The following is a 17,985-nucleotide window of genomic DNA, read 5'->3' on the forward strand; positions in this document are numbered from 1 at the left end:
TTTAGCATATGAAGCTGATATTATCATGACCAATCCACCATTATTTCAATCCTAAAATAGTCTGATTTTAGCCATCCTAAACGCTGTATCTTATTAGCGTGTTTAGTCATTTCAATCCTAAAATAGTCTGATTTTAGCGGAGGTCAAAGTTTATGGTTTCATCTGTGAGTGTTGATTTCAATCCTAAAATAGTCTGATTTTAGCAATGCGTTGAATATATTATTAAATACCTAAAAAGTAATTTCAATCCTAAAATAGTCTGATTTTAGCATATAAACGATGCAATCCCTGAATTAGAAGGAACCCATTTCAATCCTAAAATAGTCTGATTTTAGCCGAAATATATCCTACCTTAGCAAAGAGGTGATGCGGATTTCAATCCTAAAATAGTCTGATTTTAGCGGATACAACTTGTTGAACATTGACCTTGAATTAAAAATTTCAATCCTAAAATAGTCTGATTTTAGCCTTATCAAACCGGGTATTGTTAACCTGATTTAATGATATTTCAATCCTAAAATAGTCTGATTTTAGCAGATTAGGATATATTCAACACTTTCAGGGTTGCTGCATTTCAATCCTAAAATAGTCTGATTTTAGCTTGAGAGCTGTTTTCTTATAACCATCCTCTTAAATAAATTTCAATCCTAAAATAGTCTGATTTTAGCTTTTTGATATAAAATTAAAATTAATAGTATTATTCACCTGCATTTCAATCCTAAAATAGTCTGATTTTAGCTCAAATCCATTACCATCAATTCCATTAACAGTTCTTATTTCAATCCTAAAATAGTCTGATTTTAGCTCATGAAATAATGTTTTACCTTTTAAAACGATTTAAATTTCAATCCTAAAATAGTCTGATTTTAGCATACCGACACATGCACCTATTAACGCTTAATTATATATTTCAATCCTAAAATAGTCTGATTTTAGCAATTCACCGCTAACAGTGTGAAATACTATTATTATAAATTTCAATCCTAAAATAGTCTGATTTTAGCCATACATGACTTTAAACACGGATGAGATTAAAGAAGTATTTCAATCCTAAAATAGTCTGATTTTAGCTTATTTAACTGCTGCAACTATTGATGCAGCAAGTTTATTTCAATCCTAAAATAGTCTGATTTTAGCGTGAAAGGGCTAAGCTTTGGCATTTGAATAAGGATAATTTCAATCCTAAAATAGTCTGATTTTAGCTTCCAACCACTTTCTATTTACAATGTATCCACCTTTATTTCAATCCTAAAATAGTCTGATTTTAGCTATTATCATGTCTATGTCTTCAATGTCTTCTAGATAGTATTTCAATCCTAAAATAGTCTGATTTTAGCTTTTAATATCTAAATAAAGTTTGCCTAAAACAGATTCATTTCAATCCTAAAATAGTCTGATTTTAGCTAGCTATCCCATTAATTCTTGCATTAATTGTAGGGTTATTTCAATCCTAAAATAGTCTGATTTTAGCTCACCTTTACCATAATATCCTTCCCTCAAAACATTACATTTCAATCCTAAAATAGTCTGATTTTAGCTATCCACTTCAAACATTGAATTATAGAATTTATCCTATTTCAATCCTAAAATAGTCTGATTTTAGCCCAAGTCCCATTCCTTGATTTTTGTTTCAATATGTGCCATTTCAATCCTAAAATAGTCTGATTTTAGCTGACAAGCACTTGTTAAAAGGTCAAAAACATGTAAGGATTTCAATCCTAAAATAGTCTGATTTTAGCGTTACATGCTTTGCAGACATCTTGTAACTCTGTGAAATTTCAATCCTAAAATAGTCTGATTTTAGCTAGTCATAGGGTACAAGGTAAGTGGCTAATGGATATATTTCAATCCTAAAATAGTCTGATTTTAGCATAATTCTTTTTTTTCTGACAACAATGATCTGAAAAATTTCAATCCTAAAATAGTCTGATTTTAGCAAAAACAATTTATCCAGATAGAACCCCTGATGATATAATTTCAATCCTAAAATAGTCTGATTTTAGCACACGGTAACGGCGTTTTCTCCTGCAAATGAGATAATATTTCAATCCTAAAATAGTCTGATTTTAGCATGTGCAGTATCTTTGATTGACAAGGCCATCATCCAATTTCAATCCTAAAATAGTCTGATTTTAGCCCGTATTTGAACATGTCAATTTCAAGGTTAAACTGTAAATTTCAATCCTAAAATAGTCTGATTTTAGCCGAGTAATCCTTTCACTTCATCCATAAATTCAACATATTTCAATCCTAAAATAGTCTGATTTTAGCCTAATTTCGTCTATTTCTAAGTGATTTATAAAAAAGATTTCAATCCTAAAATAGTCTGATTTTAGCTAAACAACCATAATAAGAAGACAATACAAATAAAGAATTTCAATCCTAAAATAGTCTGATTTTAGCACTAATTTCGTCTATTTCTAAGTGATTTATAAAAAAGATTTCAATCCTAAAATAGTCTGATTTTAGCATTATTATGTCTATGTCTTCAATGTCTTCTAGATAGTATTTCAATCCTAAAATAGTCTGATTTTAGCTACTGTCCATTGCCTGCACCACGTAGGTCTACAGTAATTTCAATCCTAAAATAGTCTGATTTTAGCTTTAACAGGGTCTGTTACAGCTTCATTACTTGAGTTGATTTCAATCCTAAAATAGTCTGATTTTAGCACTTTCAACATACTTGCAATCCTCACAACCCTCCGAATTTCAATCCTAAAATAGTCTGATTTTAGCAATTACACCTTCTAATCTGTACAGATTGCCTAGGCCCATTTCAATCCTAAAATAGTCTGATTTTAGCCTATTCCCAACCATTCCTGATTATCTGAAAAGTATACATTTCAATCCTAAAATAGTCTGATTTTAGCAGAGGAGGATCCGGATTTAAAATCCCCAAATTCACAATTTCAATCCTAAAATAGTCTGATTTTAGCCCGTAATCATTCCCATACTCTGTAACCATGAGTAGAAATTTCAATCCTAAAATAGTCTGATTTTAGCCCTTTTTGCTTGCCTTATACTCCACATTTCTTTTAATATTTCAATCCTAAAATAGTCTGATTTTAGCTTATAGATCTTCGTACAGATCAAACTTAAAACAGTTATTTCAATCCTAAAATAGTCTGATTTTAGCATGCTCCTTTTACTCAATCCCAAATCTGATAGTTCAATTTCAATCCTAAAATAGTCTGATTTTAGCGCTTTCCAGTTTTACATTGTTTATCAGTGTGTTTGCATTTCAATCCTAAAATAGTCTGATTTTAGCATTTTCATCCTCTGTAATTTACTTGAAATAGTCTGAATTTCAATCCTAAAATAGTCTGATTTTAGCGCAGCTATACGTTCTGCAGGAGTCTTTGCATTTTTCATTTCAATCCTAAAATAGTCTGATTTTAGCTTGCCTTGAGTTCTACTGTATAGTAGATCGTGTCTTTATTTCAATCCTAAAATAGTCTGATTTTAGCAAAGCTCATTCTTTTACTATGAACGAAACAATACTTATTTCAATCCTAAAATAGTCTGATTTTAGCTTGAACCGATGACAACACCCTTACAAGGGGCATGCTCATTTCAATCCTAAAATAGTCTGATTTTAGCCAGCATTAAAACCCTTCCTCACAAAAGATGCAAGTCATTTCAATCCTAAAATAGTCTGATTTTAGCGACACCGACAGGAAACCGAAGTAATTTGTTCAAATTGATTTCAATCCTAAAATAGTCTGATTTTAGCAGAATAAATAAAAGGGAAAGAAAGAAAGGAAAGGAAATTTCAATCCTAAAATAGTCTGATTTTAGCCTAAAAATTCATATCGAAGCTTTTCTATAGCTTCTTCATTTCAATCCTAAAATAGTCTGATTTTAGCGCTGAACAAGTTTTTAATGTTAAATCTAACTTTGACAATTTCAATCCTAAAATAGTCTGATTTTAGCTCATCTTCTTTCATGAGAGTAGTCTTTTCTTTTAAGTATTTCAATCCTAAAATAGTCTGATTTTAGCTTTTTGATAAAAAAATATTATAAATTTCTGAACTCATTTCAATCCTAAAATAGTCTGATTTTAGCGTCTTTTTCAGTTCCCATAAAGTTTATTATAGCCTGATTTCAATCCTAAAATAGTCTGATTTTAGCTTCTGCTGAGTATTCAAAAAATTTTTTTCCAGTTTTATTTCAATCCTAAAATAGTCTGATTTTAGCTTAAGCAACCACTTTTTATTTTATCCAGTTGCATAAAATTTCAATCCTAAAATAGTCTGATTTTAGCTATAACTAGGGAAGTACAACACAAAGGTGAAAAAAAATTTCAATCCTAAAATAGTCTGATTTTAGCGTGTGAATCTGCTATTTTTGCTATTGTAGCTATTTTTATTTCAATCCTAAAATAGTCTGATTTTAGCGCCGTTGTATTTGATGAACCAGATTTCCTTTTTGAAATTTCAATCCTAAAATAGTCTGATTTTAGCCCCCATTTCAACGCCCATATGGAACGTGTCTTTTTCAATTTCAATCCTAAAATAGTCTGATTTTAGCGCTTTGAGGTTTTCAGGGGCTTCTTGGAATATAATAATTTCAATCCTAAAATAGTCTGATTTTAGCATTACCAAATTTTAACAGTATTGGAGCGATAGCTAATTTCAATCCTAAAATAGTCTGATTTTAGCAAACCCTATTTACAGAAAACAATACTAAAAAATTAGTATTTCAATCCTAAAATAGTCTGATTTTAGCTAGTAGTAGATTGGCGTGATAACTATATATAGTTTTATTTCAATCCTAAAATAGTCTGATTTTAGCAACAATATTTTGATTATTCAAAGTTAATATACGATCATTTCAATCCTAAAATAGTCTGATTTTAGCTCTATCTTGGCATAGGTGGTTCTTAAAAGGTCTTTATTTCAATCCTAAAATAGTCTGATTTTAGCCTTTTATAGAAGTTGTACCTTCTACCCGTCTGTGAGAATTTCAATCCTAAAATAGTCTGATTTTAGCCAAACATCCAGAGAAACTCTACAAAGCCCTTCAATACATTTCAATCCTAAAATAGTCTGATTTTAGCTGAACCTTTCAGTCAAAAGGACATATTAACACTTCTATTTCAATCCTAAAATAGTCTGATTTTAGCTGGCTGTTGCATATATCTCAATTGTATGTGTCTTTGAATTTCAATCCTAAAATAGTCTGATTTTAGCAAAGATTATAATTAAATCTCGTTTTGTTACTTTTTTTGAATTTCAATCCTAAAATAGTCTGATTTTAGCGGAAACCTGTTGAGAAGGATGTTGTCACCCTTCCGTAATTTCAATCCTAAAATAGTCTGATTTTAGCACCATGCATATCCTGCAGCTGCAAGGTATACTGCTTCTATTTCAATCCTAAAATAGTCTGATTTTAGCGAATAGGCGACATATTTTCTACCGTAGCTGGAGGAGATTTCAATCCTAAAATAGTCTGATTTTAGCATCTCAACAGTTAGAAAAAGCCCTAGTTTATTATATGAATTTCAATCCTAAAATAGTCTGATTTTAGCACCTTTATTAACATGCTCTTTTTATAGTATTACTCAAATTTCAATCCTAAAATAGTCTGATTTTAGCAAAAACGTGTCCTTCAACGAGAAAAAGACAACAAAAATTTCAATCCTAAAATAGTCTGATTTTAGCAAAATGCGTGAAATAAGCTTTGATGAAATAAAAGAAAATTTCAATCCTAAAATAGTCTGATTTTAGCCCCGTTATGTCTTCCTTTGCTTGTTCAATGTCCCCCGATTTCAATCCTAAAATAGTCTGATTTTAGCGTGAATATTAGGATTAGGCTTATTGGGAGTACTGCTATTTCAATCCTAAAATAGTCTGATTTTAGCCCTGGAAAAGTTCATGATCAGTTCGGCTCATAAAGCATTTCAATCCTAAAATAGTCTGATTTTAGCATACCTTTTACTGTTTATTCTAATTCTGTTTTTGACATTTCAATCCTAAAATAGTCTGATTTTAGCAGACTTAAATTCGATTCAGACCCTGTAAATAATGCTATTTCAATCCTAAAATAGTCTGATTTTAGCGGTATTACCAGAATTAAAAGCCGAAGATATACTAATATTTCAATCCTAAAATAGTCTGATTTTAGCGGATGCAGGTTGATGAGGAACTTAAAACCCAGAATAAATTTCAATCCTAAAATAGTCTGATTTTAGCATATTTTTTTATCAAAAATAGAAAAGTATATATACTAATTTCAATCCTAAAATAGTCTGATTTTAGCAACTTCATATTCAGTGTGAATATCTAACTCATTTATATTTCAATCCTAAAATAGTCTGATTTTAGCCTCATCCTGAGAGAGTTCCATGAAATCAGTTACAACATTTCAATCCTAAAATAGTCTGATTTTAGCATCCAATGCAAACAGATCAACATATAAGTATCAAGCATTTCAATCCTAAAATAGTCTGATTTTAGCCCGTATCTGATAGAATCAATGCAATAAACAAAGCCCATTTCAATCCTAAAATAGTCTGATTTTAGCCCTCTTCAGTGTCATAATTATCATTAACATCTAAATATTTCAATCCTAAAATAGTCTGATTTTAGCGTCTTTAAATTCAGTTGTTGACGGCTGGTGTGTTTTCATTTCAATCCTAAAATAGTCTGATTTTAGCTTTGGTTTTGAATGCGTTGAGATGTGTCTTCCGTGAATTTCAATCCTAAAATAGTCTGATTTTAGCCACATTCTTAGGATGCTTTAATGATCCTTTAAGTTGTGATTTCAATCCTAAAATAGTCTGATTTTAGCACTTTGCAGATACCTTTTATGTAAAGAAGGACATAGATTTCAATCCTAAAATAGTCTGATTTTAGCAAAATCAAAGACGGTTACATCTTACCAGCAATGAAAGAATTTCAATCCTAAAATAGTCTGATTTTAGCTAAATTTGTTCTCAGAACTAAAGATCCCATTGTACGATTTCAATCCTAAAATAGTCTGATTTTAGCATCAACATCTAAACGGTTTAACTCATCTTTAATCTCATTTCAATCCTAAAATAGTCTGATTTTAGCTTGCATATTCTGAATCATCTAAGATTTCATCTAGATCATTTCAATCCTAAAATAGTCTGATTTTAGCAATATTAGTATTGTGTCTTTTTTCTTAGTTTCGATTTGATTTCAATCCTAAAATAGTCTGATTTTAGCACCAGGTTGTACTTCACCAACAGTGGGGACAAGGTGATTTCAATCCTAAAATAGTCTGATTTTAGCAGGTGTTACGCTCGTTAGAAGGTTAGAGGTAACAGAATTTCAATCCTAAAATAGTCTGATTTTAGCCTTTTTTCCTGATCATCAAAAGGGAATCCGGGTATGGATTTCAATCCTAAAATAGTCTGATTTTAGCGACTTGTTTTATGAAGTCTGCTATCTCAATATCTAAATTTCAATCCTAAAATAGTCTGATTTTAGCACGAGTACCAAGGATAGGCCCTCTCAACATATCTGCATTTCAATCCTAAAATAGTCTGATTTTAGCGCAAGTCCATTCATGAGTGTGTTGTCATCGTCACCGTCATTTCAATCCTAAAATAGTCTGATTTTAGCGCCCTCCTAAATGCGATAAACTCTGCACTGGGAATGTTATTTCAATCCTAAAATAGTCTGATTTTAGCTAACTAAATTTTACTTCATGTCAAGAAAACCATTTAATTTCAATCCTAAAATAGTCTGATTTTAGCTGTGATTTCTTGTCCTTCGTTTTGTATGACTATTTCCATTTCAATCCTAAAATAGTCTGATTTTAGCGCTTCAACTTGTTTCTGATGCCTGTATGCCCTGAGTTATTTCAATCCTAAAATAGTCTGATTTTAGCGATCTTGATGACAGAATATACAGTACAGTACAATACATTTCAATCCTAAAATAGTCTGATTTTAGCCTCAACCGTTGCCTCTACAAGTGCACCCTCCTCGATAATTTCAATCCTAAAATAGTCTGATTTTAGCATTCTGTTGCGGATTACCTTAGTGTTTCACAATCAAATTTCAATCCTAAAATAGTCTGATTTTAGCCTCCAGAAGAAGCTTTTAACGAACCTGTTTTTTATAATTTCAATCCTAAAATAGTCTGATTTTAGCAGTTCAAAGTAATCCACGTTTAAGGGGATGGTTCTCATTTCAATCCTAAAATAGTCTGATTTTAGCCCCTCAAATCTTCCTTAATTTCAGCCACAGCATCACGATTTCAATCCTAAAATAGTCTGATTTTAGCTGTTTGAGGCATTCTTTGCCTTATTCATTGAAGTACATTTCAATCCTAAAATAGTCTGATTTTAGCAACCAACAGCCCCCTCACTCGTTTGTCTTGTGAAATCATTTCAATCCTAAAATAGTCTGATTTTAGCAATTAAGGACTTATTATTCTAATTAAAAACAGATATAATTTCAATCCTAAAATAGTCTGATTTTAGCCCAACTACACAAAAACCATACCCATTCCAGAGGAATTTCAATCCTAAAATAGTCTGATTTTAGCAACAGCACCACCACGACCTTCTCTCATGTCATTAAATTTCAATCCTAAAATAGTCTGATTTTAGCTCAACAACCTTCATAACCATAGCCGGGATCGTAGGACTTGATTTCAATCCTAAAATAGTCTGATTTTAGCTCTTCCTCGGCACTAGGGAGGTCTGGAACAACTTTTATTTCAATCCTAAAATAGTCTGATTTTAGCTCCAAATCCAATTCCGGTAGGGACTCCAAAACTGTATTTCAATCCTAAAATAGTCTGATTTTAGCTCACAATCACAGTGTGAACAGGTCCATTCACCTTCTAATTTCAATCCTAAAATAGTCTGATTTTAGCTGAGTTTAACAAGACCATTCGACACATAAAAGGTTGTATTTCAATCCTAAAATAGTCTGATTTTAGCCCGTATCTGATAGAATCAATGCACTAAACAAAGCCCATTTCAATCCTAAAATAGTCTGATTTTAGCCATCAACTCCCTGTTCTTTGAGTAATTCCTTTAGAACATTTCAATCCTAAAATAGTCTGATTTTAGCAATACAAGTGTTGATCTATCAACTATGGAGCCAAGTATTTCAATCCTAAAATAGTCTGATTTTAGCGTGAAAATATGAGATTTACTGCAAATATAGATTATATTTCAATCCTAAAATAGTCTGATTTTAGCTTATAAGATGAAACACACCCCGATCCAACCTAAAATATTTCAATCCTAAAATAGTCTGATTTTAGCATAAACGAAACTTCAAATAAAGAAGTATAAATAAAAAAATTTCAATCCTAAAATAGTCTGATTTTAGCCCCCTCTCCTACTTCTGAAAGTGGGTTAAAATAGTCATTTCAATCCTAAAATAGTCTGATTTTAGCACTTTACTTCCTTTTGTAGTGATGTATTCACAGTAAGATTTCAATCCTAAAATAGTCTGATTTTAGCCGGTTAAAATCAATATTATCTTCGAGGGTTGCAGCATTTCAATCCTAAAATAGTCTGATTTTAGCTGTAAAGCATGTAACCTTTCAGCCTATGTTCAATAATTTCAATCCTAAAATAGTCTGATTTTAGCTCATAATGCCCTTTAGTTAATCCATTTTCCTTAAAAAATTTCAATCCTAAAATAGTCTGATTTTAGCCAAGCAGCATCATAAATGGATCCTCCAAGGCTTCAAGATTTCAATCCTAAAATAGTCTGATTTTAGCTTAACTTCTGTTTCAAGCGGATTATCCTCAACACGACATTTCAATCCTAAAATAGTCTGATTTTAGCAGGGCCGAAATTTCGCCTATTTACCCTGATACACCCTATACTTTGGCCAATATCACACTTAAAATTATCCATCCCCAATTTTCAATTTCTTTTATATGGATCAACAGCCTCTTGAAGGAGATTTTTTTAATAAAAAAAGATGAGAATATTGATTTAAAACTAATTATAGCAATATCCTGAGGGTACAGGCCATATTAAACTCAAAGGAATTGGAATAAGTTAATCAAAGCTTAAGTAATATTTAGAATGTATTAAGTAATATTAAAATTGCTTGGATAAACGATCCCATAAAAGTTAGTTAAATCCTTAAAAAAAGCATAATAATAGTAAATAAATTAAAAAAAGTAAAAAATCAAAGAATTCCACCGATAGGTGCCTTTTCAACCCCAAGAACCTTCCTTTTAAGTGCTTTCTCGCTCCTCATAGTATAAAGTATCACAGAATCCTCATCTTTGTTTATAATACCTTTCAGACCATCCTTTATCTCTTCAAACTCACTTCTTGTAACCTCTCCCTCAAATACTGAGTTCTGAATCCAGTGCAGATGAGTTCTGAGGAAAGATTTGACCTTGTTAACCCTGTCAACGTTGATGTCATAGACAATTATAACGTACATTTTATTGACCTCCCATCTAGTTATTCCTTCAATGATCTTGGATGTTTAAATTGATGCCCAAAGTCCAGGTCTACTCTGGTTACTATGAAAATTAGGATCAGACTTCCCAGAGCAGCTGCAAACCAGATTGCCCCATATCCCAACAACTGTAGCAGGTAACCATAGAAAGCAGAACCCAAACCTCCACCTCCAAATAAGCCTAATCCAATTAATGCAGATGGAAGTCCTTTAGTTTCTGGAGCAACATCAAATGCTATGGTTGCTAAAGGGGATTGCATGAGTATGTACGCAAATCCCAAGCTTACCGTAGCTAATAAGATTACCTGCCAGAATGGGAAGAAAAATAACAAGAAGGGTGTGAATAAAGCAAAACATGCCCCTGTCAGAACAGTTTTCTGTTGCCCAAACTTGTTTCCCATTTTTCCAACGTAGGTACCTGCAATCAGGCAGGCGAAACCATAGAACATTAAAACTAAACCAATTTCCAAGTAGTTTAAACCTGAAATCTCATGTAAAAATGCCCCAAGGTAACTGTACAAACCAATCAGTAGAAAACCTGTTAAAAATGCTAAAGGAAAGATGATTTTGCCTTTAGACGTTAAACATACATCTTTGACTTCTTTAAAGAAGTTACGTTGATGTTTTGTAGGTGTGAAGTTTTCAGGTATCTTCTGTAAGAATAATTCTGATGTGATTGCTGCCAGTCCAAATAAAATAAATGCAACCCTCCAGCTTGCGTAGTTAGCAATGAATCCTCCAATACCAACGCTCATGCCCTGGCCAAGAAAGACTATTCCCATAAATTTTCCAACACATGTTTGGCGTTGGGATTCTGGTACATTATCTCCAATCCATGCCAGGGACAGGGCAACAATTCCTGCAGCAAAAAAGCCGGTAAATGCTCTACAGATACACAACACCCATAAAGAACTTGAAAGTGCACATGCAAATGTTCCTAAAGCAAGACCCAAAACTATCAACTGCAGTACCCTAATTTTACCATGTTTATCGCTGATAAAACCATAAACAGGCTGCATGAAACCGTAGGGTATCATGTAAGATGTGAATATGATGCCTGCAACAGCAACTGATACACCGAAACCCGTTGCAATTGCAGGTAAAACCGGTGACACGATCCAGTTATCTGCTGCAGATATAAAGCCTGCGATGCCTAAAATTAAAATCAATGAAGTATAATTTTTTTCTCTAAATTTTCCATCATTTATGGAATTATCTGTATCTAAATTGATCCTCTGCGTTACAATTCCCTCCAATCTATACTTTAACCCTTCTTCTATAAAAAAAGGCCTGTCACCACCACATAACAAATGGTTTGTACTCCTGTGTGCCCAGAATGTGCTTGATTAACTTGTAAGCTTCAAGCCGGATCAAACGCCTGTAAGAAACCTTACGGTTGAGTTCCCTGTGCTTTATGGTCTTTTTAAGTCTCTCATCGTACTCCTTGATGAACTTCTTCCGCCCGCTGTCGTTGAGCATACAGTAGTCCACCTTCTGTTCGAAGTCGTCCTCGGTCAGCATTTTCTTGTTTACCATATAAAATATGAGCCTGTCAACCAGTATCGGCTTGAACATCTCGCTCAGATCCAGTGCTAGGGAGTAGCGCCGCTCAAAGGGTTCGTGGAGGTAAGAGATTGTGGGGTTGAGCTGAGTGTTGTATATCTCCGAGATAACGGTTGAATAGACCATTGAGTTTCCAAAACTTATGAGGGCGTTCACCATGTTCTCTGGAGGCCTCCTGCTCCTACCCTCCATTTTAAATCCATCAGGCAATATTTCATCCATTTTTGAGTAGTACTCGGAACGCATACGTGCCTCAACGTTCATTGCCTCGGTCACGTTGGATGAAAAGGTTAGATCCTTCACTGTTTCTCCAATGCCATTTTCAACGTGGTAATAGCCCAGAACCTTTTCCATGTTACCTGCGGCACCCTCAATGAACTTTTTAGCTATCCAGAGCCTTTTTCCAGGGTTGAGGTAGTGTTCTGCCTGTTTCACCAGAAGATCCCCTGAAAGCAGGGTTTCCCGGGGGTAGAAACTGCCGTCGTAGAATCCGTAGTAGTTGAAGAAGTGTATTGGGATGCCTTCCTTTGCCAGGAGGTGCACAGACTGGGATGAAAAGGTCAGGGATCCGTAGGCGTATATTGAATAGATCTTGTTTATGGGTATGGGCTTTTTACCATCTTTGTTGACAAAATACAGTGTGTTTTCCTTTCTTTTAAGTAATCCATCCGACATAAGGTAGTAGTTCTTTTTCATTGGCTCACCAGATTTTCAACTTCATCCAACAATTCTCTTGATGAATCTAAAAGGTCTTCTGCTAAATTTAAGTTGTAAGTGTAACTGTAATCTGCCCTTTCCCTACTTCTCATTGCAAAATCAAAATTATCAAGTAGGTCCCTGTTAAGTATTCCCTCATCAACAAATAGAGTTTCAATAGCGAATTTTAAGTAGATATGACTCTTTTCACGGTATCCTCTGCTAAAAAGCAGTGCTCTGAAAGCATGGAACATTGAGTAGTAACATTGAACTATGGTCCACTTGTAATCTTCTTTGGATAATGATTTTTGAGCAGAATCCAAATCGTGAGATGATTCTTTCAATTCTTTTCTCACAAGTTCCGGATCTTTACCCATTTTAACTATTTTACCCCTTTCTTTACATTTTTCAAACTGAAATTTCATATAAAGTCCTTCCTTTCATTACTCTGGAATAGAATGGTTTGTCTTCCTTTTTTAAATGTCGGAATTCAACCTCCTCCATAATAATCGGTGAAATTTTTCTTGAAATATCCATTTGATGTTTCTCAACTAGTTTGTTTGCGTGCCTGATATCTCCAGTCAGGACCACAAGATCGATGTCACTCTCCTGCCTGTCTTCACCTGTTGCACAACTCCCAAAAAGGATTATTTTGGATGAAAACTCTTTGAGTTCTTTTATGAGGCCATCTATTTCCATAAGTGTGAATACAATTTTAAGCTCCTTAAGCAGGGGATTTTCCATATTGGCCTGATAAATGGTTAATCTTCCAAGATTTTCCTTTATGATAAGCTCTTCTTCTTCAAGAATTCTCAGATTCTTGCTGGCTGTTCCAAGGGACAGGTTCAATTGCCTTACTATCTCCCTTGTGTGGTACTTTTCCATATAATTCCTACCCAGAAAGCAGAGGATCCTCATGGCATGCCTGGAAGGAATGTTCATTTTTCCGAACATATGTTCATATTTTAGAACAATTTATATATAAAATTTTCTCAAACCCAACAGAACTCGTAGTAGGCACATTTACGGCATATTTTCTTTTTTTCAGGTTTTGGAATGGTTCCATGAATTATTTGACCAATACCTTCAATGATACCCTCTAAATATTTTTCTCCAGATTCTGTGAGCTCAACCTTCTCTTTTTTCCTCAGCTTTGGATAGTCTATGAATCCTACAATATTCTGGATTCCCTTCTCCTTCTTCAGGTAGTACATGTAGTAAAGGAGCTGGTAGCGGTGGGCGTCCTCCATTTTACTGCTTTTTTTAACCTCATGGAGCTCCAAGGCTTCACCCCTCCTTATGAAGTCCACGCTTATGAGGTTGTCAATGGTGAAGTCCTTCTTCTCACGGCCATAGCTCTTCTTGTGGAGCTGTTTACCCATTGAAACTGATTCAGATTCCTGCTCCATCTGGATGTTGTGGGAAAACAGCCAGAGCTTGGTCCTGCAGATGAAGTAGTAGTTTATTTCAGTACCTCTGACTTGGAGGTGTTTTTCTGAGTTTGGGAGCATTACATTTCCTCTTTTAAAGGTTTTACCTGTTATCAAGAGATTTTAGATTCTTTAAACTTCCCTTTCTGAATCCTTCCCTTGATTCTGTTATGGTTTCCTCAATGTCTGAAGATCTTTCCACAATTTTGTCTGTTAATCCCTCCAATGTCATGAGAACCCAATTTTTATCTTTATTTTTAACGAAGACAACTTCATCTCCCTGTTGGATGTTGAGGTCTTTTCTGACCTTTTTGGGAATTTTTACCTTGTAATCTTTTGTGATTGTTGGCATGTTATCACCTTGGATTATATAAGTAAATTTAACAATGAATAACGAGTAAAATCAGGTTTTATCTCCTCTCCACTTCTCTCAGTTTAGCAGCCTCCTTTTCAGAGTTTATCATTAACTGAAACTTTGTTTATAAACTTCAGCTTCACTTCATTGTTTGAAATTATCCATTCTATTTGGTCTCCATAACTTATTTTGAACTTATTTCTGATTTCTGGAGGGATAATTGTCTGAAAATCGTTTGAGAGTTCAGTTTTGTAGATCATTTTAACCACTTAATCCATTTCATGCTTTCAGAAAGTTTTTAAAATACTATAACATCCTATTATCAATATCCGTTTCAGGTATACAAAACCCTATATCTAATCTGTACCATTTTCTTAAATCATTGTTAGGAACATATTTAAAGATAGTATTGTCTCCAATAGAACTTAATCCATCTATGTTATCTCTTAAATTTTTATTACACCTTATAGAAAGTGTGAAACAATTTATATATCTTTTAATCTTTAACAACTCATTTTTTTTATCAAATTTTTTAAAGTTCATTTGTATTGTTTCAATATTTTCTCGAACTTCTCTAGCTTTTTCATCAATTTCTATGAATATTGATGCTGTTTGTCCTTCATTAGGAATTAATTGAAATTTTAAAGTTTCTGAAAACTCCAAATTCTTCAAATGATCTACTATCTCACGAGAATCTTGAACAGACCCTCTTTCTTTGATTAAAAGATAATAAGAATCCGCAGCGTTCTTAATAAATTCCTTTTCAGATATTTTAGATCTTCTACCAATAACTTCCTCTGTAGCATTCATAAGGATTTTACCATAGACATGACTGAAAAAAGGAACGCCGTTGTTATTTTTCAATTTAACAATATTTACGATACCTCTACCACTATCATCATTCCTATTACACCGCCCGGCTGTTTGAATTATTGAATCTAAAGGAGCTAAATCCCTATAAATAATATCTACACTAATATCCACGCCTGCTTCAACTAACTGGGTTGTAACTATTACTTTCCTTTTGGAATCAGTTTTTATTCTATTAATTCTATTTAAGCGATATTTTGGCAAAATATGCGTAGTCATATTAATAAGTTCTAAATCTCCAAAATTACAAATTCCATCTTTATCTAAAATACTTTCAGGATCTACTGAGTAAATTTCGGATAAATTCTCTTTTAGGTATTTATAAAGTTCTTTGGAAGATTTAATTGTATTTAAAACAATCATAACATCCTTTTCATTAGATATTATCGTTTTAAAAATATTTTTCTTAAAATCTTCAAGATATGTGCCAGTTAAATCAAAATTAAAATCCACTCTATCAAAATACTCAAAATACTCATTTCTATTCTCTACAAGTTCTTTGATTTCCTTTTCTTCAAAAATGAGGGGCTTTGTTGCAGTCATTAAAATAACCCAACAATTAAAGTTGTAGGCTAAAAACTTCAACATATTATTGATTAATAGCCAATACTTATGAGGTATAGCTTGTATTTCATCTAAAACTATGATGGAATTAGTAATATTATGGAATTTTCTCGCAGATTTGTTTTTGTTAGTGATTATACTATAAAAAAATTGAATAAAAGTCGTGACGACTATTTCAGAATGCCAACTTTCAGTTAGTAAAAGAGCATTGTTTATATCTTCAATAATATTCAGTTCGTTATCTCTTTCTTCATTATATTTTATGTCTATTAAATGGTGATGTTTCAAAAGAAGGTTTGAAGGTGTCGTTTTTTCAAGCAAGGATTGTGTTTCTTCATTTTTCATTTTTAATAAATCATTCCATCCTTTTTTATTCCTTCCATCTAAAATCTCAGATATTATAGAACTATTCTGGTCTATAATGCTCAAAAAAGGCAGGGAGTATATAATTTTTGGATCAAATCCCTTTTCATCTTTAACCTTATTTTGAAGGTTTAAAACAAAAGAAAATCCAGTTAATGTTTTACCTGCACCCGTGGGTAAATTTATGGAAAGTATTCTATCATTATTTAAATTTAAAGTTTTTAATTGTGATTTAACTTCAGTATAAGCCTTTTCTCTTAATTCATTAATTTTAGTTTCTTCTTTAAATTTGACAGATTTATACGCATCTACCAAATCTCCTTCCGAAATTTCTACTTTTTCAGGAACTCTTTCTAGTCCCGAAGCATCCAATTTATCCGCATCAAGCAAAACCGAATAAAAAAACAGAATATAAAAATAATATTTTATATTTTTCTCTCTACAAAGTTTTTTGACATCTTTATATAATCCCTTTCTAAAAACAGGAGCATTAAAGTTAAACTCATCAAAAAAACCTGTTATTGAAGAATAATTCCATAAATCATCATAAATAACTTTCATTTCATTCAAATAATGAGATTCTACATCTCTCATCTGTTCCATGACTGTTTCAATCTTTAGATGATCCTTAATTTTAGGAATTTCAGTGTACTTTATGTTTTCAATATTTCCATGATGCTTATTTATTACTATCCATGTGATTGGAGCAAGATACCAATACTCATCCCATAACCCGGTTCCTTCTAAGTAACTCCTGACAAAATAATATCCCAAAAAAGAAGATAAAAATCCATGGTAAGTATATTTACTCTTTTCATCAGGATCTAAGATATATCTCTGGAAAAAAGTAGTTGATTTTCCAAAATCATGTGAAATACCAATTATATACGTTATTTCAGAGAATATCTTTTGATCATCAATGGATTTTGAGTTGACAATTTTATTCGACAGCTCAGCTACATTACGAAGATGATCGACTAATTTTTTTTCAGGATGAGATTTTAACTCACAGGAAAACAACATTATCTTCACCAATTTCATAGAATAATCCATTTTCAATCATAAGAGGTTTTCCAGTCTGTTCAAGAAGAACTTCTGAATATTCAGTTACGCAACGATCTGAATTCATATATAATGGCATGTTCTCTCGTGACCACCTCATTCCTTCTTCTAAATTACCAACATAAATTTTGTAATCATCCTTTTTTAATACAGTATGTACTTCAGCTCTTTCTAACTCTTTAGGATTTATATCATATTCACCAACAAAACTGAAGTTAGCAATGAGTTCACTAATACCTAAATAGGGAGTAAAGATTGTTTTATGATTTTCAAGATAATATTTCAACGTTTTATATGTGTTCGCTTCTTTTAAATGGATGTAAATTCTATAAGATGGATTTTTTATAAACTCATAGGGAGTAGGGGATCTTGGAGTCCCCTTAATATCCCATAGGTAAAATCCTTCATCTGTTTTTATCAAATTAATATTCATCCGAACTTTTTTTATAGGTTCTAATATCCTAATAGAAAATTCAAAATTATCCCTAGAAAGAGTATCATAATAAGAATCTCTTTGCCAACCTAACATTGCTGCGATTAATCCAGCAACAGCAGTCCCTGTTGGAATTGAATATGTGAGAGGAGAAGTGGTGGTTTCAATTTTACGAAAATGTGCATAATCCCCCCATATATCAAATACCAATGCTTTATTTTCCATGGAAAC

General features: G+C 32.7%; 10 protein-coding genes and 1 CRISPR repeat array (1 of these 11 running past the window's edge). All 10 genes read right to left on the reverse strand.

Features of this window, described 5'->3' with window-relative positions; translation table 11 throughout:
- Positions 1 to 9,784: direct repeats of the CRISPR family, unit length 30 nt; unit sequence ATTTCAATCCTAAAATAGTCTGATTTTAGC (it extends 2,084 nt beyond the left edge of the window).
- 352 nt (positions 9,785 to 10,136) lie between these two features.
- Positions 10,137 to 10,400 carry a CRISPR-associated endonuclease Cas2 gene (gene cas2 / locus MCBB_RS06440; protein WP_071906985.1) on the reverse strand — a complete coding sequence of 88 codons (264 nt, stop codon included), beginning with the start codon at positions 10,398 to 10,400 and terminating at the stop codon, positions 10,137 to 10,139.
- A 20-nt stretch (positions 10,401 to 10,420) separates the two neighbouring features.
- On the reverse strand, positions 10,421 to 11,587 hold the full coding sequence (locus MCBB_RS06445; RefSeq protein ID WP_197668936.1) for an MFS transporter: 1,167 nt from the start codon (positions 11,585 to 11,587) through the stop codon (positions 10,421 to 10,423).
- A 124-nt stretch (positions 11,588 to 11,711) separates the two neighbouring features.
- Complete coding sequence (gene cas1b / locus MCBB_RS06450) at positions 11,712 to 12,677, reverse strand: type I-B CRISPR-associated endonuclease Cas1b (protein WP_071906986.1); 966 nt, start codon at positions 12,675 to 12,677, stop codon at positions 11,712 to 11,714.
- Positions 12,674 to 13,102, reverse strand: a complete 429-nt coding sequence (locus MCBB_RS06455) for a HEPN domain-containing protein (protein ID WP_071906987.1) — start codon at positions 13,100 to 13,102, stop codon at positions 12,674 to 12,676. Before MCBB_RS06455 ends, cas1b begins: the two co-directional genes overlap by 4 nt.
- Positions 13,086 to 13,631, reverse strand: a complete 546-nt coding sequence (locus MCBB_RS06460; RefSeq protein WP_071906988.1) for a nucleotidyltransferase domain-containing protein — start codon at positions 13,629 to 13,631, stop codon at positions 13,086 to 13,088. The genes MCBB_RS06455 and MCBB_RS06460 overlap by 17 nt, the downstream gene beginning before the upstream one ends.
- 38 nt (positions 13,632 to 13,669) lie before the next feature.
- Positions 13,670 to 14,188 (reverse strand): CRISPR-associated protein Cas4, encoded by a 519-nt coding sequence (gene cas4, locus MCBB_RS06465; protein WP_071908025.1) that lies wholly within the window; start codon positions 14,186 to 14,188, stop codon positions 13,670 to 13,672.
- A gap of 22 nt (positions 14,189 to 14,210) precedes the next feature.
- Entirely contained in the window at positions 14,211 to 14,459 is a 249-nt protein-coding gene (locus MCBB_RS06470; protein ID WP_071906989.1) for an AbrB/MazE/SpoVT family DNA-binding domain-containing protein, read from the reverse strand.
- A 98-nt stretch (positions 14,460 to 14,557) separates the two neighbouring features.
- Positions 14,558 to 14,722 carry a hypothetical protein gene (locus tag MCBB_RS12110; RefSeq protein ID WP_171899100.1) on the reverse strand — a complete coding sequence of 55 codons (165 nt, stop codon included), beginning with the start codon at positions 14,720 to 14,722 and terminating at the stop codon, positions 14,558 to 14,560.
- 46 nt (positions 14,723 to 14,768) lie between these two features.
- On the reverse strand, positions 14,769 to 17,282 hold the full coding sequence (locus tag MCBB_RS06475) for a CRISPR-associated endonuclease Cas3'' (RefSeq protein WP_071906990.1): 2,514 nt from the start codon (positions 17,280 to 17,282) through the stop codon (positions 14,769 to 14,771).
- On the reverse strand, positions 17,266 to 17,979 hold the full coding sequence (cas5b, locus tag MCBB_RS06480; RefSeq protein ID WP_071906991.1) for a type I-B CRISPR-associated protein Cas5b: 714 nt from the start codon (positions 17,977 to 17,979) through the stop codon (positions 17,266 to 17,268). Before cas5b ends, MCBB_RS06475 begins: the two co-directional genes overlap by 17 nt.
- Between the last annotated feature and the right edge of the window lie 6 nt (positions 17,980 to 17,985).

The sequence above is a fragment of the Methanobacterium congolense genome (assembly GCF_900095295.1).
Lineage (GTDB): Archaea > Methanobacteriota > Methanobacteria > Methanobacteriales > Methanobacteriaceae > Methanobacterium_C > Methanobacterium_C congolense.

Coding starts and splice junctions, on each gene's coding strand:
- MCBB_RS12110 (WP_171899100.1), bottom strand. CDS start 14,722: ATGATCTACAAAACTGAACTCTCAAACGATTTTCAGACAATTATCCCT.
- cas5b (WP_071906991.1), bottom strand. CDS start 17,979: ATGGAAAATAAAGCATTGGTATTTGATATATGGGGGGATTATGCACAT.
- cas2 (WP_071906985.1), bottom strand. CDS start 10,400: ATGTACGTTATAATTGTCTATGACATCAACGTTGACAGGGTTAACAAG.
- cas1b (WP_071906986.1), bottom strand. CDS start 12,677: ATGAAAAAGAACTACTACCTTATGTCGGATGGATTACTTAAAAGAAAG.
- MCBB_RS06470 (WP_071906989.1), bottom strand. CDS start 14,459: ATGCCAACAATCACAAAAGATTACAAGGTAAAAATTCCCAAAAAGGTC.
- MCBB_RS06455 (WP_071906987.1), bottom strand. CDS start 13,102: ATGAAATTTCAGTTTGAAAAATGTAAAGAAAGGGGTAAAATAGTTAAA.
- MCBB_RS06475 (WP_071906990.1), bottom strand. CDS start 17,282: ATGTTGTTTTCCTGTGAGTTAAAATCTCATCCTGAAAAAAAATTAGTC.
- MCBB_RS06460 (WP_071906988.1), bottom strand. CDS start 13,631: ATGTTCGGAAAAATGAACATTCCTTCCAGGCATGCCATGAGGATCCTC.
- cas4 (WP_071908025.1), bottom strand. CDS start 14,188: ATGCTCCCAAACTCAGAAAAACACCTCCAAGTCAGAGGTACTGAAATA.